Source organism: Nonomuraea fuscirosea, from assembly GCF_035917475.1.
Classification (GTDB): Bacteria; Actinomycetota; Actinomycetes; order Streptosporangiales; family Streptosporangiaceae; genus Nonomuraea; species Nonomuraea fuscirosea.
The window spans coordinates 4,981,529-5,004,878 of sequence record NZ_CP109074.1 but is presented as its reverse complement, the minus strand read 5'-3'; the positions used below and the strand labels follow the sequence as shown (position 1 = coordinate 5,004,878).

Below are 23,350 nucleotides of genomic sequence, written 5' to 3'. Positions count from 1 at the left end.
CCCCGGGCCTCCTCTCACCCGCTCAACCGGCGCAGTTCGGCGGCCAGCTCGGCCACCGTCGGATGGTCGAAGATCACCGCGATGCCCACGTCCACGGTGAAGGCCCGGCGGATCTCCTCGACCAGGCCGACGGCGGCGAAGGAGTCACCGCCCAGGTCGAAGAAGTTCTCGTCCAGGCCGACCTCCTCCAGGCCGAACTCGCCACACCACATCTCCACCAGCCTGTCCTCAACCGCCACCTGCCCCTGCGCCGCCCCGCCCGAGAGCCCTTGGGGCACGGCGGCCGGGGCACCGGCTGCGGTGGGCTGCGCATCGGCTGCGATGGGCTGTGTGCCGGTTGCGGTGGGCCGTGTATCGGCTGCAGCGGACCGCGTGCCGGCCGCGCTGGGCCGCGTGTCGACCGAGGCCGACGCTCCCGACACACTGCCCGGCCGCCCGCCTGACGCACCGGCTCCGCCCCGGTCACTCATGGCCGCGTTCTTCATCACGGCGTCGTGCCCCGGCATAGTGATAGCCACCTGCCGATGCCCGGGCCGGGCCAGAAGCCGCAGCAGCAGACCGATCCCGGTCGCGGGCGTGATCGCGTCACCAGGCGAAAGCTGCGGTCCGGCGGCGGCGTCCCGTCCGAGGCTGATGTCCGGCGTGATGGCGGCGCCTCGCTCCTCACGACGACTGTCAGAAGCGACCATGGATTCGTCGACGCGACGCATGGTGAAGCCCCTGACCTCGACGGCCACCTCGCCGTCAGCCGTCAGTACGTCGATGTCCGCCACGATCGTGTCGGGACCGCTCGGCCGCCGGCGGATGTGGCTGTACGCGCGGCCCGGGATCGGCCGGTGCACCACGATCGACTGGTAGGCGAACGGCGCGTGCGGCGGCTCCAGGTCGGGATCGCGCGCCAGCGACACCGCCGCGTCCAGCAGCGTGGGGTGCAGCGCATGCTCGCCGAGCTCATGATTGAAGGCGTCGGAAAAGGTGAGCGCGGCCAGCTTCGTGCCGGGATCGTCCCCTGACGTCCAGATCTCCTCACCCGGCCATCGCGGTCCGATGGTGAACAGCCGATTGGCCGGATCGTTCACGGGCGTGCGCCGGTCGGTCAGCGACGCGCGCAACCCGTCCAGGTCCACGGTGCCCGCCGTGGCATCCACCAGCCCGATCTCACCCGTCGTGTGCACGCGATGGTCGCCGGGCGAGCCGGGGGACGATGACAGCGGCGCGGTGCGTACGGTGAAGCGCCAGACATCCTCGTGCGGCTCGAAGCCGACCTCCAGCGAGACGGGCTCAGGAGTGGTGATCGGCTGCCGGAACACCATGTGACGCACCCGCTCGGGCCGCCCGTTCACGTTGTCGACCGCCTCACGGAACGCGCGCAGAACGAAGTCGACCTGGGCCGTGCCCGGCAGCACCGGGACTCCTTCCATGCGGTGCTCGTCGAGAATCGGATAACTCTCGGCCGACAACGAGACCGACCACCGACGCACAGCCACCCCGGCCTCCGGTCCCGAGCCTGGCGCTACCTCTGTAGCCACACTCGGGCCTGTCCCCGCGCTTTGCCCTGGGCGGCCGGTGCGCGGGTGTCGTTCCTGGCGGGCGGCCATGCCGACCTCGGTCCACGACGGCCAGTTGACGCTCACCGAGGCGCAGCCCGCCAGCGGCTGCCGGCGTACCACCGCGTCGAGGAAGGCGTTAGCGGCGGCGTAGTCGGCGCCGCCCACCAGGCCCCTGAGCGCGGCCCGGCTGGAGAACGCCACGAAGAAGTCGAGACCGGCCTGGTCCCGCAGCACCTCGATCAGCGCCAGCGTGCCGTGCACCTTCGGCGCCAGCGTCGCCATCATCTGCTCCCGCGTCCGGAACGGGATCATGCCGTCCCCCGCCACCCCGGCGAGATGGAACACCCCGTTGACGCCACCGAAGGAGTCCGACGCCCGGCCGATCACACGGCGCAACGCCTCCACATCGGCCACGTCGCACGCCTCGACCCGGCACTCGGCCCCGAGCCCGTTGATCTCAGCCAGCTCCGCCTCGTGCCCACCTGTACGGCGCCCCAGCAGCAGCAACCGCGGCCGCATTCCCGTCTCCGCCAGCCCACGCGCCACAGCCAGCCCCAGCCCGCCGAGCCCTCCGGTGATCACATACACACCCCCACGCCGCAACCCGACCGACCCCGCACCACCAGCGTCCGCACCGTTGGAAGCCGCGCCGTGCAGGGGCGCGGCCTCAGGAGCCGTGTCGTCGAGGGGGAGCGGCAGTTCTTCGGGGATCCAGCGTCGGTCGCCGCGCAGGGCGACGATCTCCGAGTGGTCGAAGCCGCGCAGTTCCGCGAGTAGCCTGTTGGCGCCCACCCCGTCCTGGACGTCGATGAGCTTGCAGCGGGAACGAGGGTTCTCCAGCATGTAGCTGCGCAGGAGGCCGAGCAGCATGGCCCGGACCGGGTGCACGCGCTCGCCGCCTGTCACGTCCGCCGACAGTTCGGTGATGACCAGGACATCGCGGCCGCGCTTGTCGGGTGCCCGCCGCGCCGCCTCCTGCAGCAGGTCCACGAACCGGTGGAATCCGGCGTCGAGCTGGTCGTCGATGGTGCTCAGGTCGGGTTCCGCCAGGGCACCGAGCTGGGTGGCGTCCACGACGAGCTCCGGGTAGCGGCGCGACTCCCTCAGCTCGTCCAACAGCCGGACGACGTCGTCCGAATGTCCCGGCCGGATCGTGAAGTCGTTTTCCGAGCCTCCGGGTCGGTCCATGGAGTCGGTCGCCGAGCTCGCGTACGCGGGGGCGTGCCGGACTCTTGTCGCGTCCCATCCGGCTCGGTCGAGTAAGGCGGTCAGTTCGGCCGCGCGGTGTGGGTCGTCAGGCAGGAACACCAGTGGGCGCGACCCGTTCCCGATGCCGGACCCATGGCGGCGGGCTGGTGCGGCCTCCACCCACGTGGGCAGCCGCAAGGCCGCCCCGCCCGCCTCGCGCGCGTGCGCCTCGCTCGTCTCGTGCGCGGACTGGCCGGTCGGCTGGTGTGCGGGTGCGCCGTTCGGCTGGTGCGCCGGCGTGCGGCCGGCCGGGCCGTGCGGGGCTTCCAGGTCGATCCAGTGCCGGTCGCGCTGGTACGGGTAACCGGGCAGGGGCACGCGTTCACGAGGACCCGACGCCGACAGGGGCGACCAGTTCACCTCCGCGCCCAGCGTCCACATCCGGCCCAGCGCGTACAGGAACGAGGCCCGTTCCGTAGCGTCCTTCGACGGCCCGGCCGGCAGGACCGGCACCACCAGATGACGCCCGGCCCGCACCTGGGGATGTGCCCGGGCCAGCGTGGCGAGCGACCGACCCGGGCCCATCTCGACCAGCACCCGGTCTCCATCGGACAGCACGGCGTCGAGCGCCCGCTCGAACGGGGCGGGCTCGTCGAGGAGCCGCAGCCAGAAGTCCGCGCTCCCCGCCTGCGCCGGCTCCACCAGGCCGCCGGCGGCGGTGGAGCAGATTTTCGCCCGGGGACGCCGTGGCCGGATGCCGTCGAAGGCCGTGCGGAACCGTTCGGCGGCGTCGTCCGTGGACGATCCGCCCGTCGCCTTGGCGCTGACCAGCCGTACCGCCTCCTGGAGGGTGAACACCCCGGCGAGCGTGGCGGCGGCGAACTCCCCGACGCCCAGGCCGAGCAGCACGTCGGGCTCGATGCCCAGCGCCTGCCAGAGCCGTCCCAGCGCGTACTCGACGCTGAAGACCGCCGCCTGCCTGACATCGGCGCCGTCCGGGACCGGCGGGTCCTGCGCGGGTTCCCGCGTCCCCTCCCAGAGCGGCCGCAGTGGTAGACCGTGGCCCTCGAAGAGATCTATGCACTCGTCCAGCGCCGCCCTGAACACCGGTTCCGTACGGCGAAGCTCCGCCGCCATGCCGGCGTGCCACGCCCTCTCGCCCGGAAACAGGAACACGGTGCTCCGCTCCGCCTGCTCCGGCGGGGTGACGATCCGCCTCCCCTCGTCGAGTACGGCGGCCGCCGCGTCGGCCAGGCTCTCCACCACCACCGCGCCCCGTACCGGATGCGGCGTGCGCCCCTCCCGCAGCGTGAACGCGACACCGGCGAGCGGCTCAGCGCTTCCCGCGAAGGCTCGGGCGAGCCGCTCCGGCCAGGCCGCGGCCGCCGCCGGCGTCCGCGCCGACCACACGATCAGCTCCGCCGGTTCACGACGCGTCGGTTCCGGACGGGCACCGGTGTGGCCGCCGCCTTGCCGGGTCCGCCCAGGGACAGCCGGGCGGGCCGGTGCCTCTTCGAGGATCGCATGCGCGTTCGTGCCGCCGATCCCGAACGAGCTGACCCCCGCCAGCCGCCGCCACCCGGCCGCCCGGGGCCAGGGCCGGAGCGTGTCGTTGACCAGGAACGGTGAGCTGTCGAGGTCGAGCAGCGGGTTCACCTCGTCCAGGTTGACGGTCGCCGGGATCCGCTCGTGGCTCAGCGACAGCGCGGTCTTGATCAACGATGTGATCCCCGCCGCATGCCCCAGATGCCCCACGTTGCCCTTGATCGAGCCGATGGGACACCGTTCGGCCCGCGACGCCGCCCGGGCGCCGAACGCCATCCGCAGCCCCGCGATCTCGATGGCGTCACCCAGCCGGGTCGCGGTGGCGTGCGCCTCCACGTACCCGATGTCCGCGGGCCCCACGCCGGCCAGTTCCATGGCCCGTACCACGACCTCCGCCTGCCGGTCGGCGCTGGGCGCGGTGAAGCCGACCTTGTGCGCGCCGTCGTTGTTGACCGCCACCGACCGGATCACCGCGGAGATCCGGTCGCCGTCGCCCAGGGCGTCGGCGAGCCGCTTGAGCACCACGACGCCGGCCCCGCTGCCGAAGACCGTGCCGGTGGCCGCCGCGGCGAAGGGCCGGCAGTGACCGTCCCGGCTGAGCGGGCCGTCCTGGGCCCACCGGTAGCCGTGACCGACGGGGAACTCGACGTCCGCGCCGCCGGCCAGCGCGACGTCACACTCGCGCAGCCGCAGCGCGTTCACGGCGAGGTGCACCGCCACCAGCGAGCTCGAACACGCGGTCTGCACGGTCAGGCTCGGGCCGTTCAGATTCAGCTTGTACGACACCAGCGTCGACGCGCTGTCGGGGTTGTTCCACATGCCGGCCCCCATGCCGGTCGCACTCCTGAGCGCCTCCAGGTTCGCGAGAATCCGGCCGATCCCGTACCGGTTCGCGGCGACCGACGAGAACACGCCCGCCCTGCCGAGCCGCGTCGCGTCATATCCGGCGTTCTCCACGGCGGCGTGCGCGGTCTCCAGGTAGAGCCGCAGCTGCGGATCGCACACGTCGGCCTCGCGCCGGGTCAGGCCGAAGAACCCGGCGTCGAACAGGTCGACGCCCTCCGGCTCCGCCACCGCCCGCACGTACGCCGGGTCGGCCAGCGCCTCCGGTGACACGCCCCTCGACCGCAGCTCGTCCTCGGCGGGGAAACGCACCGCCTCCTCGCCGGCCACGAGCAGCTCCCACAGTTGCCGGGTGCCGGCCGCCCCGGGGAAACGGCCGGCCATCCCGATGATCGCGATCGGCTCGACGAGGTCGCTCATGTCGTCCGTGCTCCAATCAGCTTGCCGCGTACAGGGAACGAGCCGTCGCGGAGACCAGGGCGCCCGCCACCGGCGAGGGACGCCTCAGGCCAGGTCGTCGTCCAGGGTCTCTCGTAAGTGATCGGCGAAGGCCCGCAGAGTGGGATATCGGAAGACCAGCACCGGAGAGATCTCCCTGCCCAGGCGGATGGAGACCTCGGACACGAAACGCATCAGGGACATCGAGGTGAAACCGGTCTCGAAGAAGCCGCCGTCAGGGTCGATCCCGGTCCGGCCGAGCACGGACCGCGCACTCTCGTCCAGCACCGCCCACAGCTTTCCGGCCTGGTCCTCGGCCGGCTCGTCACCCCACGCATCAGCCTGATCCCCGCCCAGCCCGCCGTCCCGCGCCTCGCCCAGCCCGCCGTCCCGCGCCCCGTTCCGGCCGCTGTCCGGGGCGCTGTCCGGGGCGCTGTCCTGCGGGGAGTCCCGCACCTCGATGCTCGACGGCAGGACCGCCGGGTCCAGCCGATCGCGGAGCACCGCCCGGATCTCCTCGCCGTCCACAGCCGCCCCTGGAGTCCGTACGACGGTCAGGCGCACGGTTCCGACACCCGCGCCGTCCTCGACGAACGTCGCCACCGAGCCGGCCACACCCGGGACCAGGGCGGCCGCGCCCTCGATCTCGTCCAGCTCCACCCGCGTGCCGTTGACCTGGACCTGCCGGTCCGCCCGCCGCAGGAAACACAGGTCGCCGTCCGGCAGCAGGCGGACGACGTCGCCCGTGTCGTACCAGCGCCGGCCGTCCTGGTCGGTGGTCAGCAGTGCGGCGCCGCCGGTGTAGCCGAGCGCGCACGCGGAGGACTCCACCTGCAACCGGCCCTCCAGATTCGCACCGCCGCTCACCCCGGGCTCCGGGACGATCCTGATCGTGGCGTGGCCGAGTGCGCGCCCGATGGGGACCGGGTCCTCGCCGGCGACCCTCTGACCAGGCGGAACCCGGTACATGCACACCACCTGCGGCGTCTCCGACGCGCCGTAACAGTTGACGACGGTGGCACGCGGCGCGAACCGGGCCGTCGCCCGCAGCGCCGCCGCCGTGAGCCGCGCCCCCACCGAGCAGACCAGCCGCAGACTCTGCACGGGACGCGGGGACGCGCCCGCCATGAGCTGGAGCAGGACCGGCGCGCCCTGGAGCACGGTGATGGAGTGCGCGGCGAGCCAGTCCGCCGCCAGCCGCGGATCGGCGGCCGCGCGCGGGCCGGGGACGAACAGCGTCGCACCCGTCACCCAGGGCGCGATCAGCTCCCGCAGGCTCGGGTCGTGGCCGGGCCTGCTGAGGAAGGCGACCCGGTCGGACTCGTCCATGGGCAGCTCTTCGAAGAACGCCGCGCAGGCGGCCGCGAAGGCCGCCCGTCCGACGACGATCCCCTTGGGCCGGCCCGTCGTCCCGGACGTGAAGAGCACATGACTGACGTCGTCCCCGACGTGGCCGCCGCCGTTCCCGGAGGCGTCCAGCGGTTCCAGGCCGGCGGCCGGGGCGGACGACGGCGCGAAGACCGCGGCTGCGCCGGTGGCCGCCAGTGCCCCGCGTACCCGTTCCCGGCCCCAGTCCCCGAGGATCGCCGGAACGGCTCCCGCGCCCCACAGCCCCAGGAGCCGCGCGACGAACGCCGGGCCGCGCTCGGCGGGCACGCCCACCACGCGGCGCTCCAGCCGGTGACGCCGTACGACCTCGCCGACGTCCGCGCCGAGCGCGGCGAGATCGCCGAAGGTGAGCCGGCGATCCTCGTGCACCAGCGCGACCCGGCCCGGGTCACGCGGCGCCCGCCCGAGCACGTCGAACAGTCCCAGCCCCGGGTCGCCGACTGCGGTGCCCTTGGGGGTGGTGTAGGTAACGGTGCCGATGGTGTCACGGGCGGGGCCGGTCGGCTGGTCCCGTCGGCTCACGCTGGCCTCCCTCGCGGGCACGACTCCCGCTCGTCCGATCGTTGTCGCGTCACAGCAGCTCGTCCCACACCGGGTGGAAGTACCTGGGGTGAGCGGCGCGGAGGTCGCGCCAGTGTTTCCTGCGGCTCTCCGCCGGCGCCGCTCCGGCCCGGTCGTCCCCCGGCTCGCCGGTCGCCGGCCATGCCACGTGCACCAGCGGGAGCACGGCGGAACCGCGCCGGGCCTTGCCCAGCTCCGCCCCCGCGCCGGTGACGACTTTGGACAGCCCCATGGCGTACGCGTGCCTGATGGGTTCGTAGATGGCCGCGTTGAAGTACACGAACGGGTCGGGCCCCTCGTCGTCCACCCGCCCGAAGTCCGTCACGTACAGCCGGTCGTGCCACCGGCACAGCACCCCGGCGCCGACGACCCGGCCGCGCACCCGGCACAGCACGGCCAGCGCCGCGGTGTCGCCCAGCGCGGACGCGTACGCCGAGAGCCGCCCCGTGACCGCGTCCACGCTGTAGGCCATCCCGTGCCTGGCCCGCACGTTCCCGATCATCGGCGCGATGGCCGGGACGGCCTCGCGCAGCGGGACGGTCTCGGCCGCGCAGACCTCGGCGAAGCGCCCGGTCTCCCTGCGGACGCTGGTACGCGTGTTGCGCGGCAGCGTCGCCAGGTAGTCCGCGAAGCACGTGCCGGGCAGCTCCAGCTCGGTCTGGGCGACGCCGGCCAGCCGGTGCCGGCCGCCGTCGCCCGTGACCGGCGCGAGGTCCCGCCACGCGGCGGCGTCGAGGAAGAGGAAGAAGGTGTACGGAAGCCCGCGCTCGGCCGCGACGGCGCCGGCGGCGTCCCTGAGCGCGCGCAGGACCACGGCCCTGGCCGGCCCCGTCAGGGTGGGGTCGAGGACGAGCCGGGTGCCGAAGCCGGCCCGGGACCCGGCCAGCAGCCCCAGCCGCCCGCCGGCCGGGCTCGCGGCCCGCAGCAGGTCCTGGAAGTGCAGCTCGGGCCAGTAGAGGTAGTCGCCGCGGCTGGGCAGCGAGTCGTAGAGGGGGAGCGCGCCGAGGATGCGGCAGTGCCCGGGCCGGCGGGCGATGAGGTACATGACGGGCGCCTCACCGGTCCGTTCGAGAGCCCGCAGCCACGCACGGCTCTGGAACAGGTCCTGAGGGTCGGCGACGTCGTCCCACGCGCGCCCGGCGACGTCGCTCAGCGAGAGAACGCGTTCGACCGTCACGGGCCCGGGCACTTCTGGCGTCATTTTGCGTATTTCCTGGTGCGTTATCCGAACAGGGTGGTCACGTGATCAACCAGCCCCGTGATGGAGCCATTCGAGCAGGTCCGGCTCGGCGAGGCCGGACACCCGGCGCTCGTAGTGCGCCCGATCCTCGTCGGTGAGGAACTGCTGCCATTCGCCGGACTTACCGCTGCGGAAAAAGCGTCTGCTGTCGCGGATGTAACCCAGTTGCTCATCGGGCGCGAGTTCGTCCGCGCGATCGCGCATCTGCTGGAACGTGGCGGCCTCGACGAGCCCGGGCCACCTGCTCTCGTCGATCTCGATGCCGAGCCGCCCGGCCAGCCGCCGCATCTGGCCGGCCAGGTCGCGGGACAGGTCGGCGTAGTGCAGCAGGACGACGTTCGGCTCCGTACGGCGGATCCAGGCGCGGCTCTGCGTCCAGATCAGCGCGCGCAGCGAGTCGAGGTTGGCGTGCGGCGGGTCGTCGTTGTCCACCCAGCGCATCAGGTACGTGCGTTCGTCGAGGAGGTCTCTGTCGTCATGGCCGTCGACCGGGGCGTCGTCCGCGCCGCCGCCGGGGTGGGCGGCCTGGTGGATCAGCCGGCGGATCACGTCGCGTTTGAGGTTCTTGCCGTGGCTGCGCAGGGAGATGGCCACGTCGCGCGGGTCGCGTCCCACTGTGATGTAGGTGACCTGGGGATCGATCGGGATGCCGTCGAGCGGGATGTGGGTCTTGATGAAACGGCGGTGCCGCTGCGCGGACAGGTGGTCCCAGACCTCCTGTTTTGGGCGTACGAGCATGTCGATCCACGGGGAGAGGCTCGACAGCTTGGCGGGCAGCCGGGGCGTCTGGAAGATGAGGAGTGCGCAGATCGTCTGGGTCCAGGTGGTGCCGCACTTCGCCGGAGAATTGATGACGATGTCGCCGGGACGGAATTCGAAACCGTCCCACCTGGAGCTGTCCTCCATCGGAGTGAGGTAACGAGCCAGTTGTGTCGTCACGAATGCGAGTTTAAACACAGTATGCGAGTTGAGAAAATACATCTTTGCCGGTATTTATTGCGGATCGCGGCCATCGCCCGGTTTTCTGGTGGCGAATAGTGAATTTACGGCATGCGTTATCGCCGAGGCGCTGAATTGCGCGCCTCGGCCGCCGTCACCGGCCGCTCATCCGCTGCGCAGGGAGTAGGCGGTCACCTCCTCGGGCAGCTGGGTGAGGCGTGACAGCGCGCCGGTCCCGATGTTCCAGCCGAGCAGCCTGTCCCCGCTTTCGACGATCACCGTGTCGTGCCCGTACCAGCCGCGCACGGCGCAGCCGGCCTTACCGCAGCGCGCGCCGGGCGGATCGCCCCAGGGCAGGAGCAGCGTCCTGACCACCCGTCCCGTGGCGGACTCGGCCACCACGACCACGTCCGCCCGGCCCCGACGGTCGTCGTGCGCGGGCGCGGACCTGGCCACGAGGCCGTCACGCTGCCACCCGTGGTCACCTGGGCCGCGCACGGGCATCCGGCCCTGGCCGGTGATGCCCCGCACGTCCAGCCGCAGCTCCCGGTCACCCTGCCGGATCAGCGTCCTGCGGCCCTGACCCGGCGAGACGATCCTGAGGTCGCCGTAGCCCGCGGCACTCGCGAACCCCTTGAACGGCTGCCGCACGGCTGCCCCCGTGGCCAGGTCGAGCAGGTAGTTCGCCGCCTGCTGCTCGACGAGCAGCCGATCCCCGCGCCACAGCACCGCCTGGTTGAACCCCGGCACCCGGTACCGCCTGGCCTGGCCGATCACCAGGTCGACGACCACCACCTCGTCCCGCTGCGGGAAGGCGGCCATCGTCCCGTCGGGGGCGAGCGAGTTGGGGACCAGCGCCGGGCTGGGGGAGCCGGTCGCGTCCACGGCCGCGTCCAGCTTCACGTCCAGCCGGACGCGGCCGCCGGCCTTCATCGCGTAGATCCGCCCGTCGCCGTACGCGGCCAGCGCCAGCACGGGCCCGGCGATCGAGGGCATGACGGGGACGCCGGCCCACCGCTCCGGCAGCGCGGTCGCCAGCGCCGGCAGCGCCGCCTCGCCGGCGGGCGGTGGGGCGACGTCCGCGGGGGGAGCGGACGGCGTCATGGGCACGGGCGTGCCGCCCGGATGGACGGCGACGCCGCGTTCGACCGGCTCCGGCGTCATGACGATCCCCGCCACGACGACCGCGGCGACCGTCGCCACCGCCGCGGCCGCCGTCAACCGGCGGCGGGCACGCCTCCGCGTGCCCAGCCGCCACAACTCTCCCGCGCTGGACGAACCCTCCGGCAGGGTCTCGGCGAGCTCGCCGAACAGCTCGCGCAACCGCTGGTCCGTCATATCAGCACCTCCTCCAGCTCGGGAGCGACCTCGCGCAGGCGCTTCAGCGCCGCGTGCGTCTGGCTCTTCACCGTCCCGTGGGAGACCCGCAGGATCGCGGCGACCTCCCCGACGGGCAGGTCCTCGTAGAAACGCAGCACGAGCACGGCCCGCTGCTTCACCGGCAGCCTGGCCAGCGCGCGGGCGAAGACCAGCTTCAGGTCCGACTCACCGGAGGTGTCCTGGTCCTGCTGTTCCGGCGGCTCCTCGTAGACGAACTCCCGCCGCCGGCGCCGCCTGGACGCGACGTCCCTGTACAAGGTGGTACGTACGTAGTTGACCGGATCTGTGTGCACCTTCGACCAGCGGCGCGCCAGTTTGATCAGGGCTTCCTGGAGTACGTCCTCGGCCAGATGCCGGTCACCGCTGATGAGGATGGCGGCACGCAGCAGCCGCGGGCGCCAGGCGGCGACGAAGGCCTCGAACGCCTCGGAATCCCTCATGTAGACAAGACGCTCCGGAGGGCGCGATCGGTTGGGGCCCGCGCCGAAATCCACCGAATCCGGCGTCACCGAGGCAACCCTGCCCTGCTATCGGGGCCCTGACCGCGGGGGGTGGAGCTGCGGGCGGCACCAGGACACGGAACCGGCCGCCGCCTACGCTGGAGGCCATGACCAAGACCGACGACGGAGACCGTCCCGCCCGCGTCGAGGACGTACACGAACTGGCCCTGTCCATGCCGCACGTGACCGTCTATCCCGGGACCGGCGACAACCCGGTCTACCAGGTGGGCGGAAAGTCGTTCGTGTTCTTCCGCAACCCGCGCCCGGACGCGGTGGACCCCGACACCGGCGAGCGCTACCCGGACGTGATCGTCTTCTGGGTCGAGTCCCAGGCGGACAAGCTGGCGCTGGTCCAGGACGAGACGTCGCCGTTCTTCACCACCCCGCACTTCGACGGTCACGCGTCGGTGCTGCTGCGCGCCGCCAGGATCGGTGAGCTCACCCGCGCCGAACTGGCCGAGGTGGTCCAGGACGCGTGGCTGTCGCGGGCCTCGGCCCGCAGGGCGGCCGACTGGCTCCGCGCCCACCCGCCCGCCCGGGGATGACGGCGGAGCACGCGAGGACGACCGTCCCTTACTCGAACAGGGACGGGTCTCCCGTGCCCCGGCGCAGGATCTCGGGCTCGTCCTGCGACAGATCGACCACGGTCGTCGGGGTCGCGCCGCACTCGCCGGCGTCGATGACGGCGTCCAGCGAGTGGTCCAGGGTCTCCTTGATCTCCCACCCCTGCGTCATGGGCTCCGCCTCGTCGGGCAGCAGCAGGGTGCTCGACAGCAGCGGCTCGCCCAGCTCCGCCAGCAGCGCCTGCGTCACGACGTGGTCGGGGATCCGGACGCCGACCGTCTTCTTCCTGGGATGCAGCAGGCGCCGGGGCACCTCCTTGGTCGCGGGCAGGATGAACGTGTAGCCGCCCGGGGTCGCCGTCTTGACCAGCCGGAACACCGCGTTGCTCACATGCACGAACTGCCCGAACTGGGCGAAGTCCCGGCAGACCAGGGTGAAGTGATGGTCGTCGCTCAGGCGGCGGATCTCCTTGATCCGGTCGATGCCCTCCTTGTTGCCCAGCCGGCACCCGAGGGCGTAGGACGAGTCCGTCGGGTACGCGATCAGCCCGTCGCCGCGCAACAGGTCGACGACCTGGCCGATCAGGCGGGGCTGGGGATTGTCCGGATGCAGATCGATGTACTTGGCCACACCTCGGATCTTAGAAGCGAACCCGCCATGGCCGGGCACGCGGGTCGCGTCTCCTCAGCGGGGGACCCCTCCGGCCACCCACCGCCCGATCTCCTCGCCGGCCCGATCGGCGACCGGATGCCCGGCGGGCCGGGTGACCAGGTCGCTGAGGGCGAACATGTCGAGCACGTGCCCCAGATAGGCCCAGTCGTCGTCAGGCGGCAGGTGCGCGCCGAACCCCTCCCGGAAACCCTCGGTGAAACCGGCCGGATAGTCGGCTCCGAACCGCAGCATGTTGGCGGCGTCGGCGTACGGGCAGCCGGAGAAGGAGAACTCCCAGTCGAGCACGGCGTCCACCCGCCAGCCGTCCGCCGCCCGCGTGACCAGGACGTTCTTGGGATTCATGTCGGCGTGCACGAGCATGGCCCACCCGTCCACGCGGGTGAGCGCCGGAGCGTGCGCCGCGCACAACCCGGCCCACGCCGCCCGTACCGCCGGATCGAGACGAGAGGCCGGCACCTTGCTCATGCAGGTCTCGGCGAACGCGGGCAGTTGCCCGGACCACGGCGGACCGGCGGCGACCGCGAGATCAGACCCACCGAAGAACCCCGGCCGATCAAACCCCGCACCCCCGATCCCCGCCACCACCCGCCCCACCTCAACCCCCAACGCCCGCAACTCACCCGCGTAGCGGCCGGGCTCGGGTCCGGACAACCCGACCTCGGGCCCGGACCCCACAATGCCGGGCCCGGACATCAGGACCTCGGGGTCGGCCAGCACGCTGCCGGGGTCGGCCAGCACGATGTCGAGCGGCGTGCCCGCCACGTGCTCCAGCACCATGGCCGGACGCCCGCCCGCCACGGACGGCAGGACGAGCAACACCTCAGGCACCGGCACGTGACGGCGGCCCGACTCCATGACCGCGGCCTCCACGGCGGGGTCGGGCCCACCGAGCCGAGAAACCACGGCACCTCCGCCGGCCAGCTCCAGCAGGGTCGTCTCGTGAGAGAACCCGCCGGCCAGCATCCGGGTAGCGACCACCTCGACGCCCAGCGCCGCCGCGATCGCTTTCATCTCTTCCGCCCGCATCCGCCCCAGTCTGGCACGTACGACCCCCGTACCGCCGAAGCCACCTTCCCCACCAGCCGTACGCCCCCCCGCACCACCGATCCCACCGGACCCACCGCCCTGCCAGCCCGGCCACCCCAGCGACCCGTCACACGCCCTTCCACAACCCGCCCTCCACGACCGGCGGGACGACTGACCGCATAACTGACCTCACGACTGACCTTTGCGATCGGCCGGACGACTGACTCCTACGGACTGACCGGCGCTTACACCCGTCAGTACTGACCAAGGCATGGGTGAGGGCTTACAACAATCGGTCGAGGAGGCTGGGAAGGGCCGCTCCGTGAGAAGATCAAGCTCATGACTGAACTGCCTGGCTCAGGCTGCCGCGACTCCCGCAGCCGCCCGATGGACACCGACCCCTCCGCGCCGTCCATGACGCGGCCGGTCAGGCTGGTGAGGGCGGGTACGGTCGAGTGCTGAGCATGCCCCGAACCCATGACGCCTCCACTCCCGGCACCACGCCGGAGGAAGCGCTCACCATGGCAGGCGGGCCAAGCGAGCAGTCAAAGCCGACCCCAGCGCAGCCGACCGGCTTCGATCCGGCCGGACAACTCGCCGAGGCAGGGCAGATGACCGGCCTCGGTTCGGCCGGGCAAGCGGCTGAACTTGGGCAAACAGGGCAGTCGGCCAAGCATGGCCAGGCTGGGCGAGCGGCCGGCCTTGGGCACGCAGCGCATGTGACCGGTCCAGGCCAAGAAGGGCAAGTGGCTGGGCCGGAGGAGGCCGGGCTTGGGTCGGCCGGACCGGCGGTGGCCGGGTGGAAGGCGGCAGGGCGGACGATGACCGGTGACGAGATCGCGGGCCACGAAGCGGAACAAACCGGTGCAGACGAGCCCGGCTCCGGAGGCCGCAAGCCCGAGTTCAGCGGGCAGGGGCCCGAGTTCGGAAGCCGCCGGCCCGATTCAAGTGGGTACAGGCCCGAATTGGGCGGTTACGGGACCGACCCCAGCGAGGTCGGGCCGGAGCGTGGGGTGACCGCGCCGGGGCTGGAGGTGACCGCTTCCGGGCTCGGCGTGACCGCGTCCAGACTCAACGCGGCCGGCCTCGGCGTATCCGGCCCCGGTGCCGCTGGGCTCGGTGCGGCAGGGCTCGATGCATCTAGAGCCGGTACGTCCGGACTTGGTGGGTCTGAGAGCGGTACGTCCAACCTTGCTGTGCCTGGAACTGGTGCGCCTGGAATCGGCGCCTCCGGACCAGGCATGCCAGGGCTCGTCGGTGCGGCTGGACTGGGTGCGTCCGGTCGTGGTGGGGCCGGGGCGGGGCTCGGGATGGGGTGGCCGGAAACGGGCGGTCAGCCGCGTGGCGCCGGATTAGCGGACGTCGAAGGACTGCGACCCCGGCGCGAACCCGGCGACGGAGGTCAGGTGCCCGGCGCCGATGTCGACCTGGTGGACGGGCTGCCCCCGGAGACCCGCCGCACCGCGATCGCCTGGCTGAGCGAGAACGTCTCCCTGGCCGCGCGGCAGACGCGACTGCAGGTGCTGGCCTCGTTCCTGCGCTGGCTGGGTGCCGCCGAGCCGGACGTCGAAGCGGCGGACGTCACCACGACCCACCTGGACGCCTACTGCGAGGCCGCGCTCGCCGGCGGCCTCACCGTCGGCGTGCGCCACCCCGGCAGGCCCCTCGCCCGGGCGACCGTGGCCAGGAAACGGGCGGTGCTGTCGTCGTTCTACACCTTCGCCTGGCGAACCGGCGCGGCGCGGCACGAATGGCCCCCGCGAACGGACGCGACCCGCGACCCCCGCCTGCTGAGCAAGGACGACCGGCGAAGGCTGCGTGAGGGCGCCGCCCGCCTGGCCGCCGGCGGCCGTACCGCCGAGGCCGTCGCCGTCGCGCTGCTGGACGCCACCGGTGCGACCGCCGCCGCCCTGGCCGGGCTGACCCTGCAGGACCTGCGGGCGGTCGCCTCGGGCGAGCCCGCCATCGTCACCATGCACGACGCACGGGGCGACCTCGTCGCCTTCCCGATCCCGACACCGGCCCGCCCCCTGCTGTGCGACCTGTCGTCGGAGCGGAAGGCGGGGGAGCCGCTGCTCACGCGCGCCGACGGCCGGCCCGTGGACGTGCGCTGGCTCAGGAACGCGCTCACCGACGCCGCCCTCGCCGGCGGCATCCCCCGGCGCCGCGCCGAACTGCTCGACCCTCACATGCTCCGCGCCACCACGGTGACCGAGTACCTACGCGACCGTACAACCTGACAAGGCGGGGGCACCGATACCCCCGCCACCTCACCCCGAACCCTCAACCCCCGCATCCCCGGACTCCTGGACCCCGGACTCCTGGACCCCGGATCCTCCAACCCCAGGTCCTCGAACCCCGGATCCTCCAACCCCGGGTCCCGGACTCCTGGGTCTCCGGGCTTTCCGGACCGGCTTGCGGAGCTCCCCGGTTACCTGGGTCGGGAGTGTTTGTGCGGGTGGGTGTCACACTTGTGGGGCGGCTCGGGTCAAGGCGGTGGAATCATTCGGACCCGCCGTTCCGGGGCACGTCACCGCGTCGGCGGGCGCCCCGGAAGGAGCGTCTGATGCTCACTGTCGTCGTCACCGTCCTGACCGCCCTCTGGGTCGGGTTCTCGGCCCTGTCCGTCTTCAGGCGTGCCCAGTGGGTCGTGGGGCCGCTGGCCGAGTACGGCGTCGCCCGTAGGTGGTGGCCGTGGCTGGGGGCCGCCAAGGCCGCGGGGGCGGCCGGGCTGGTGGTCGGTCTGGTCGTGCCCGTCATCGGGGTCGCGGCCGGGATCGGGCTGGTGCTGTACTTCACCGGAGCCGTGATCACCGTGCTCAGGGCGCGCTCGTACGCCCACGTCCCGTTCCCGCTGCTGTATCTCGCGCCGGTGGTGGCCGTGCTGGTGATGGGCCCGATCGCCTGAAGCCGTACGGAGAACTGGACGATCAACTACAACCTTTCGCCCCGTCCCGGCGTAGAGAACGGGCGAGAGGAGTCGAATTGAACGATCATGACGGCTTCCGTGAGTTCGTGCTCGTCCGCCAGCAAGCGCTGATGCGGACGGCGTACCTGCTCACGGGAGACGCGCACCTCGCCGAGGACCTGCTGCAGAGCGTGCTGGTCAAGGTGCTCGGGCGGTGGGGCAAGCTGTCCAAGGGCGGCGACCCGGTCGCGTACACGCGTAAGGCGCTGGTGAACCAGTACATCTCGTGGCGGCGCCGCCCCCGCGTCGAGTTGCCCAGCGCCTCGGTGCCGGAGCACGGCGTCTCGAGCGACGACAGGACGCTGGACCGGATCGTGCTGCGCGAGGCGCTGGCCCGGCTGGCCCCCAAGCAGCGCGCCGTGATCGTGCTGCGCTTCTGGGAGGACCTGACCGAGGCGCAGGCGGCCGACGTGCTCGGCTGCTCCGTCGGCAACGTCAAGAGCCAGACCCATCACGCGCTGGCCCGGCTCCGGACGATCGCCCCGGAGCTGGCGCACCTGCTGTCCGAGCACGAGATCGAGGAGGTGGCCCGGTGACGAGGCTGCGTGAGGCGCTGGGCGACATCGCCGCCGACGCCCCCATGGTGAACCTGGCGGACCTGGCGATCGCCGGGCACCGTCGCAGGAGGATGCGGACGGCTCTGGCCATGACGTCCGTGGTGGCGCTCGCGGTGGCGGGGGCGACGAGCGCGGCCCTGGTGGTGCCGTGGCACCGGCTGGCCGGCGGCGCCACGCCGCAGAACGCCGTGATGGTGCCCGAACTGCCCGGGGGCAAGGTCAGGGCGCTCAGCCACGCCTACCGGACGGAGTGCGCCGTCGACCGGACCACCCGCGAGGTGGACTGCGACTCCGCGGAGTGGCGGGTGGTCACCGCCGGCGGCAGGACGTACCGGGTGCCACAGGCGCTCGCCTTCACCGCGGAGCGGGTACACGTCCCCCTCGCGCTCAGCCGGGACGGCCGCAAGCTCGCCTACTACAGCGAAGAGGCGGCGGCCTACGTGGTGCGCGATCTCATGACCGGGCGTGAGGCGACCTCGCCGATCAAGGTCCGGCAGGAGGAGATCCAGGCCGGCGCCATCCTCGTGCTCTCCGACGACGGCCGCTACCTGGCCTTCGACCCGCTGGTCGGCAAGAAGCGCCCCACGACGCTGATCGATCTGCGCACCGGCAAGGCGAAGCGGCTGAACAGCCGGTACGAGCCGATCACCATCAAGGGGGGAGTGATCGAACTGGTCCGGTACGTCAAGACCGACCTGTGGCGCATGCCCGTCGAAGGCGGCGGGAAGCCGGTCCGCTTCACGGGGGCGTGGATCGGCTTCAGCGAGCCGCATCCGGACGGCCGCACGGTGGTCGCGATCGACCACGCGGACCACAGGAAGGGGGCACGCACCACGTTCGGCGTGCTCGACGCCCAGACCGGGCGGATCGTACGGAAGGTTCGGGTGACCGGGGTGCCGGCGAATACGACCATCGACGAGATGTCCGTGTGGCGGAGCTCGAAGCACGTCACGGTGGCGACCAGCACCGGGTCGGACCGGCGCCTCTACGAGGTGAACGTCACCACCGGCGAGGCCAAACTGCTGACCGACCTCGGCACCGAGGTCAGGGATCTGGCTCTCCCAGGCGCGGCATCGGGCAAGTGAGAAGTGACAAGTAGCAAGTAACAGGAACGTGGCGCCCACCGGGCTCGGCCACCGCAGCCCAGGCCCGTGCCGGTCACGCCCGGCGCCTGACCGACACGGGCCGACACGGGCCGATGCCGGACCGGGGCCGGACCGGTGCCGGGCTGGGCCGGCACCGGCCCAGCCGTCGATGGGTGTCGGTGATGTGGCTAGCTCAGGCGGGCGAGTTCCTCCGCGCTCAGCTCCAGAGCGGCGGCGCGGGCGGAGTCGACGATGGACTCCGGCCGGCTGGCGCCCGGGATCGGGATGACGACCGGGCTGCGGGCCAGCTCCCAGGCCAGGCAGACCTGCTGCGGCGAGACGCCGTGCGCCTGCGCGATCTCGGTGAAGGCGGCGTTGCGCTCGCGCAACTCGCCGGTGCGGCCGATGCCGCCGAGCGGCGACCACGGCAGGAAGGCCAGGCCGAGCTCCTCGCACACGTCGATCTCGGGCTCGCTGGAACGGAACCGCGGCGAGTACTCGTTCTGGACGCTCACCAGGCGCTCACCGAGGATGTCGTGGGCGAGCCTGATCTGCGCCGGATCGGCGTTCGAGATGCCGGCCATCTGGATCTTGCCGGCGTCGTGCAGGTCCTTCAGCGCGCCGATGGTCTCCTCGTACGGCACCTTCGGATCGGGCCGGTGGTGCTGGTAGAGCCCGATGCTGTCCACGCCGAGGGCCTTCAGCGACCGGTCGCAGGCCTCCCGCAGGTACGACGGGCGCCCGTCCACGTCCCAGCCGTCCGGCGTACGGGTGTGGCCGCCCTTGGTGGCGACGAGCACGGAGCCCGTGTCACCGCCCCAGCGCGCCAGCGCCCTGGACACCAGGCGCTCGTTGTGGCCGACGTCCTCGTGCGAGGGCGTGTAGGCGTCGGCCGTGTCGATCAAGGTGATGCCGGCGTCCAGGGCGGCGAGGATCGTCCGGATCGACTGCTCCTCGTCCGGCATGTGGCCGGCCACCGACATGGGCATGGCCCCGAGCCCGATGGCCCCGACCTGGCGGTTTCCGATGGCACGCGTTCTCATGGCGTTCTGCATGAGAACACCCTGTCGCCTGGAGCGCGCTCCAGGTCAAACAGGCCGCCGCCGAAAGCGACCGCGTGTCGCCGAAGAGGCGACTCGCCCGCACCGTATCGCTCAGGGCCGGCGCCGGCGGCGGCGTGCCGTCCGGGGGACGGCTCGCCCGTGCCGGGTCGCGCGGGTCAGGGGCGGCGGCCGACTCCCGCCAGGACGCCGCCCTTCGCCAGCCCCGGCGCCGGGTACGGGTCGTCGTCGCGCCACTCCTGGACCGGTACGACCCCCGGCTCCAGCAGCTCCAGCCCCGCGAAGTAACCGCGCATGGTCTCCCGGTCGCGCCAGGCGATCGTCCCCGCGCCCGAGCGCCGGTAGACGCCCCTGGCCTCGTCCATCTTGTCGGCCCGCCCCTCCTCGGGCTCGACGTAGCTGTGGGAGATCACCAGATGGCCGCCGGGCACCAGGGCCTCGCGCAGGGTGGCGACGATCGCGGCCACCTCGTCGTCGTCGGGGAAGAAGTGGAAGACGGCCGCCACGATGATCGCGACCGGCTGGGAGAGGTCGAGGTGGGCGGCGGCGGCCTTCAGGATGGCGTCGGGCCGGTGCAGGTCGCCCTCTACCACGGCGGTGTGCGGGTTGTCGGCGAGCAGGGCCTGGGCGTGCACGAGCACGATCGGGTCGTTGTCGACGTAGACCACCTTCGAGCCGGGCGCCTCCCGCTGCACCACCTGGTGCACGTTGTCCTGCGTGGGCAGGCCCGTGCCGATGTCGAGGAACTGCCGCACGCCCGAGCGGGCGATGTGGCGGACGGCGCGGACGAGGAAGCCGCGGTTGGCCAGGGCCATCTCCCGCACGTCGGCGCCGCTCTCGCGGGCTATGGCGACGATCTGCTCCGCCGCCACCCGGTCGGCGTGGAAGTTGTCCTTGCCGCCCAGGTAGTAGTCGTACATGCGCGCGACGCTGGGAACCGTCGGATCGACCCCTTGGGGAGCCCGCTCGTCCGGTAAGCCCTGCGCGTCCTGCTCCCGATCTCCGGCCATGTCCCCGCCTTCCTCGCCCTGATCGGATCATACGAGATAACTGGGCCCGTTGTGATCTTCGTCACCCGGCTTCTTCGCGCACCCAGCCGAGAACCCGCGCCGCCACCCCCGCGGCCGACTCGCCACCGCCCGTGCCGAAGACGTGGGGGATCAGCTCGCGCCCCTCGGCGGCGTCCGCCAGCGCCCCGCCGATCCACTCGGCCGGACCGCCCCGCGCCCGCAGCCTGCGTACCCGCTCGTCGTCCGGGCAGTCCAGCAACGCCCAGCGGGCCGGCTCCGCTTACCGCGCTCCCGGCGCGGCAGCAGGGTGGTCTTGCCCGCGCCCGGCGCGCCCGTGAGCAGGAACAGCGGCGCCAACGCGTGATCTTCCCTCAGAGGATGGTGGCGAACGGTTCTGTACCTACTAGTATGTACGGCATGGACACGAGGGAACGGCTCATCCAGAGCACCCGTGAGCTGCTGTGGGAGCGCGGCTACGTGGGCACGAGCCCGAAGGCGATCCAGGCGCGGGCCGGCGCCGGTCAGGGCAGCATGTACCACCACTTCCGCGGCAAGCCGGACCTGGCGCGCGCCGCGATCGAGCGCAGCGCCACGGAGCTGAGGGACAGGGCGCAGGCCGCGTTCACCGGCCCCGGCACCGCCCTGGAGCAGGTCGCCGCCTACCTGCGCCGCGAACGCGACGCGCTCAAGGGCTGCCCGGTCGGCCGTCTCACCCAGGACCCCGACGTGATGAAGGACCCCGAGCTGCGTGAGCCGATCGAGCGGACCTTCGCCTGGCTCACCGACCGGCTGACGGCCCTGCTGACCCGCGCCCGCGACGACGGCGACCTCGCCGCGGGCCTCGACCCGGAAGCCACGGCCGCGGCGCTGGTCGCGGTGGTGCAGGGCGGCTACGTGCTGGCCCGCGCCACCGGCTCGGCCGCCGGCTACGCCCAGGCCGTCGAGGGCGCCCTCGCCCTGCTCACCCGTCAAGGAGAGGACTGACATGCCCTTCGTCCGCATCGACGCGCTCAGGGCCGGCCCCGACCGGCTCGCCGCGCTCGGCCGCGCCGTGCACGACGCCCTGGCCGAGACCATCGGCATCCCGTACGACGACCGCTTCCAGGTCCTGACCAGCCACGACGGCACGAGCGGCACCCTGCGCTACGACGGCTTCCCCGGCATCAGGCGCGACGACGACCTCGTGTACGTGGCGATCACGCTCCGCTCAGGGCGCACCCCCGAGCAGAAGAAGGCCCTCTACCGGCGCATCGCCGAACTCGCCCGCGAGTACGCGGCGACCGAGCCGCGCAACGTGTTCGTCACCCTGACCGAGAACGAGCCGATCGACTGGTCGTTCGGGGACGGGATCGCGCAGTACGCCACGGACTGACGGGCCTCGCCGCTCAATCCGGCACGGGCGCGGCGTCGCGGCGGAACCGGGCCCTGACCAGGCCGATGACGGACGGCCCGCCCGCGAAGCACCACAGCGCGATCACCGGATCACAGATGGCGCAGCCGAACGACGACACCGCGGCGAAGGGCAGCAGCGGGCTGCCGTTCAGGTGGTGGATCACGTCCCACGCCGTGTGCAGCAGCCAGCCGACGCCGATCCAGGCCCAGCTCTCCAGCCCCCGGTAGGCGACGTAGCTCATCACGACCGGCAGCACGAACTCCCACGGGCCGAGCCCGCCCCCGCTCAGGTAGGCGGCGCCCGCCCCGGCCACGACGACGGCGTTGAGCGGGCGCCGGTGCCGCTCGGGGACCAGGGAGATCAGGGTGACGGCGACGACGCCGATGAGGATCGGCATGACGATGGACATGGGGCGTGATCATCCGTTTCTGGGTGGTCGCGGCAGGTGCGCAGGCAACGCTAGGCCGCCCGGCACCATCGCCCCAGTGGCTCGATCGACAACTTCCCACGGGATACCGCCAGTGCCCGCGGCCGGCGCGCGTGGGTGAGGGTGACTGCTCGCGACCGGCGCCGATCAGCTCAAGGAACGGCCCGCCGGCGACACGGGAGAGGGCTCGCCGGGTCATCTGTCGGCCCGCTCCTTGGGCGGCTCAGGAACCCGGCGTCTCGGTCGGCGTCTCGGTGGGGGTTTCGGTAGGCGGGTCGGTCGGAGGCGGTGTCGCGGTGTCCGACGGGATCGGTGTGGCGGTCGGCGTGGGGCACGGGGCCGGAGTCTGCCACGTCGGCACGACGCCCCTCCACCACTGCTTGGCCCGCTTCCACTCGCGGTCGTTCCACTCGCGCTTGTTCCACGGGTGCAGCCGCACGGGCCGCGACAGGTCGAGGACGTTCAGCGCCCTGGCCGTCGTGCCGTCCGTGGTGGCCGTCACCGACACCCAGCCGCCCTGCTCGATCTGGGTCTCCTGGTCACGGAGGCGCACCGGCCGGCGGGTGGACTCGTCGATCGCGTACGTCTGCTCGAACCCGTCCTGGCTGCGTACCGTGATGGAGTCCGTCGCGAGGGCGGACACCTGCCCGGTCTGGGCGAGCACCGTGATCGTGCCGCACCCGTCCTTCGTCGGGACGACGAACTCGCCGTGTATCGCGCCCAGGAAGCTCCAGGGGTTGACCGACGGCACCTCGGTCGCGGTGGGCGCCGGCGCCGGGGTCTCCGTCGGGACAGGGGTGTCCGTCGGCGTCTCGGTCGGGGTTTCCGTGGGGGTCTCGGTGATCGTCGGGGTCGGGGCCGGCGGCGTCAGGGTGGCCGCCGAGGCCGTCATGGTCACACCGAGCCCGCCCGCCGTGACGACCGCGACGGCGGCGACCTTGAGCAACTGCCGGGAGACGCGCCGTCTCGGGCGCGGTCGGTCGAACCTCATACGCGTCCTCCATGGGGATCGGA

Annotated in this window: 21 protein-coding genes; 8 read left to right on the top strand and 13 right to left on the bottom strand. The window is 72.4% G+C overall.

The genetic code is table 11. From position 1 onward, the window contains the following. Positions 1–14: 14 nt before the first annotated feature. From OIE67_RS22985 to OIE67_RS22960, 6 genes are all read right to left on the bottom strand, one after another. Positions 15–5,546 carry an SDR family NAD(P)-dependent oxidoreductase gene (locus OIE67_RS22985; RefSeq protein WP_326643595.1) on the bottom strand — a complete coding sequence of 1,844 codons (5,532 nt, stop codon included), beginning with the start codon at positions 5,544–5,546 and terminating at the stop codon, positions 15–17. A gap of 84 nt (positions 5,547–5,630) precedes the next feature. Further along, a complete protein-coding gene (locus tag OIE67_RS22980; RefSeq protein ID WP_326643593.1) occupies positions 5,631–7,475 on the bottom strand; it encodes an AMP-binding protein in 1,845 nt (614 codons plus the stop codon). A 49-nt stretch (positions 7,476–7,524) separates the two neighbouring features. Next, entirely contained in the window at positions 7,525–8,715 is a 1,191-nt protein-coding gene (locus tag OIE67_RS22975) for a peptidogalycan biosysnthesis protein (protein ID WP_326643590.1), read from the bottom strand. A 45-nt stretch (positions 8,716–8,760) separates the two neighbouring features. Beyond that, positions 8,761–9,693, bottom strand: a complete 933-nt coding sequence (locus OIE67_RS22970; protein ID WP_326643588.1) for a sulfotransferase domain-containing protein — start codon at positions 9,691–9,693, stop codon at positions 8,761–8,763. 165 nt (positions 9,694–9,858) lie between these two features. Then, positions 9,859–11,031 (bottom strand): hypothetical protein, encoded by a 1,173-nt coding sequence (locus OIE67_RS22965; RefSeq protein ID WP_326643587.1) that lies wholly within the window; start codon positions 11,029–11,031, stop codon positions 9,859–9,861. Further along, positions 11,028–11,513 (bottom strand): SigE family RNA polymerase sigma factor, encoded by a 486-nt coding sequence (locus OIE67_RS22960; protein WP_326643585.1) that lies wholly within the window; start codon positions 11,511–11,513, stop codon positions 11,028–11,030. The genes OIE67_RS22965 and OIE67_RS22960 overlap by 4 nt, the downstream gene beginning before the upstream one ends. 167 nt (positions 11,514–11,680) lie before the next feature. On the opposite strand from OIE67_RS22960, the gene OIE67_RS22955 reads away from it, so the two are divergent. Beyond that, entirely contained in the window at positions 11,681–12,118 is a 438-nt protein-coding gene (locus OIE67_RS22955; protein ID WP_326643583.1) for an MmcQ/YjbR family DNA-binding protein, read from the top strand. A gap of 28 nt (positions 12,119–12,146) precedes the next feature. On the opposite strand, the gene OIE67_RS22950 is transcribed toward OIE67_RS22955, so the two are convergent. Beyond that, positions 12,147–12,767, bottom strand: a complete 621-nt coding sequence (locus tag OIE67_RS22950) for an L-threonylcarbamoyladenylate synthase (RefSeq protein WP_326643581.1) — start codon at positions 12,765–12,767, stop codon at positions 12,147–12,149. Positions 12,768–12,821: 54 nt separating this feature from the next. Further along, entirely contained in the window at positions 12,822–13,835 is a 1,014-nt protein-coding gene (locus tag OIE67_RS22945; protein ID WP_326643579.1) for a phosphotransferase family protein, read from the bottom strand. A gap of 339 nt (positions 13,836–14,174) precedes the next feature. Between OIE67_RS22945 and OIE67_RS22940 the strand changes: the two genes are divergently transcribed. From OIE67_RS22940 to OIE67_RS22920, 5 genes are all read left to right on the top strand, one after another. Then, a complete protein-coding gene (locus OIE67_RS22940; RefSeq protein ID WP_281262587.1) occupies positions 14,175–14,297 on the top strand; it encodes a hypothetical protein in 123 nt (40 codons plus the stop codon). Between the two features lie 944 nt (positions 14,298–15,241). After that, complete coding sequence (locus OIE67_RS22935) at positions 15,242–16,075, top strand: hypothetical protein (protein WP_326643575.1); 834 nt, start codon at positions 15,242–15,244, stop codon at positions 16,073–16,075. Between the two features lie 326 nt (positions 16,076–16,401). After that, positions 16,402–16,743: a DoxX family protein gene (locus tag OIE67_RS22930; RefSeq protein ID WP_326643573.1), complete on the top strand. Its 342-nt coding sequence runs from the start codon at positions 16,402–16,404 to the stop codon at positions 16,741–16,743. A gap of 77 nt (positions 16,744–16,820) precedes the next feature. Then, positions 16,821–17,339 carry a SigE family RNA polymerase sigma factor gene (locus OIE67_RS22925; RefSeq protein WP_326643571.1) on the top strand — a complete coding sequence of 173 codons (519 nt, stop codon included), beginning with the start codon at positions 16,821–16,823 and terminating at the stop codon, positions 17,337–17,339. Further along, a complete protein-coding gene (locus OIE67_RS22920; RefSeq protein WP_326643569.1) occupies positions 17,336–18,445 on the top strand; it encodes a TolB-like translocation protein in 1,110 nt (369 codons plus the stop codon). Before OIE67_RS22925 ends, OIE67_RS22920 begins: the two co-directional genes overlap by 4 nt. Before the next feature lie 188 nt (positions 18,446–18,633). Here the strand turns inward: OIE67_RS22920 and OIE67_RS22915 are convergent, their stop codons facing one another. From OIE67_RS22915 to OIE67_RS22905, 3 genes are all read right to left on the bottom strand, one after another. Beyond that, a complete protein-coding gene (locus OIE67_RS22915) occupies positions 18,634–19,488 on the bottom strand; it encodes an aldo/keto reductase (RefSeq protein WP_326643567.1) in 855 nt (284 codons plus the stop codon). Positions 19,489–19,664: 176 nt separating this feature from the next. After that, positions 19,665–20,516 (bottom strand): SAM-dependent methyltransferase, encoded by an 852-nt coding sequence (locus OIE67_RS22910; RefSeq protein ID WP_326643565.1) that lies wholly within the window; start codon positions 20,514–20,516, stop codon positions 19,665–19,667. Positions 20,517–20,577: 61 nt separating this feature from the next. Continuing rightward, a complete protein-coding gene (locus OIE67_RS22905; RefSeq protein WP_326643563.1) occupies positions 20,578–20,775 on the bottom strand; it encodes a hypothetical protein in 198 nt (65 codons plus the stop codon). A 158-nt stretch (positions 20,776–20,933) separates the two neighbouring features. Between OIE67_RS22905 and OIE67_RS22900 the strand changes: the two genes are divergently transcribed. Continuing rightward, entirely contained in the window at positions 20,934–21,500 is a 567-nt protein-coding gene (locus OIE67_RS22900; protein ID WP_326643561.1) for a TetR/AcrR family transcriptional regulator, read from the top strand. Position 21,501: 1 nt separating this feature from the next. Continuing rightward, complete coding sequence (locus OIE67_RS22895) at positions 21,502–21,888, top strand: tautomerase family protein (protein WP_326643559.1); 387 nt, start codon at positions 21,502–21,504, stop codon at positions 21,886–21,888. Positions 21,889–21,901: 13 nt separating this feature from the next. Here the strand turns inward: OIE67_RS22895 and OIE67_RS22890 are convergent, their stop codons facing one another. Then, entirely contained in the window at positions 21,902–22,318 is a 417-nt protein-coding gene (locus OIE67_RS22890) for a DUF6010 family protein (RefSeq protein WP_326643557.1), read from the bottom strand. 241 nt (positions 22,319–22,559) lie between these two features. Continuing rightward, the gene (locus OIE67_RS22885) at positions 22,560–23,327 is read right to left on the bottom strand and encodes a hypothetical protein (protein WP_326643555.1); all 768 of its coding nucleotides are present in this window, start codon (positions 23,325–23,327) and stop codon (positions 22,560–22,562) included. Between the last annotated feature and the right edge of the window lie 23 nt (positions 23,328–23,350).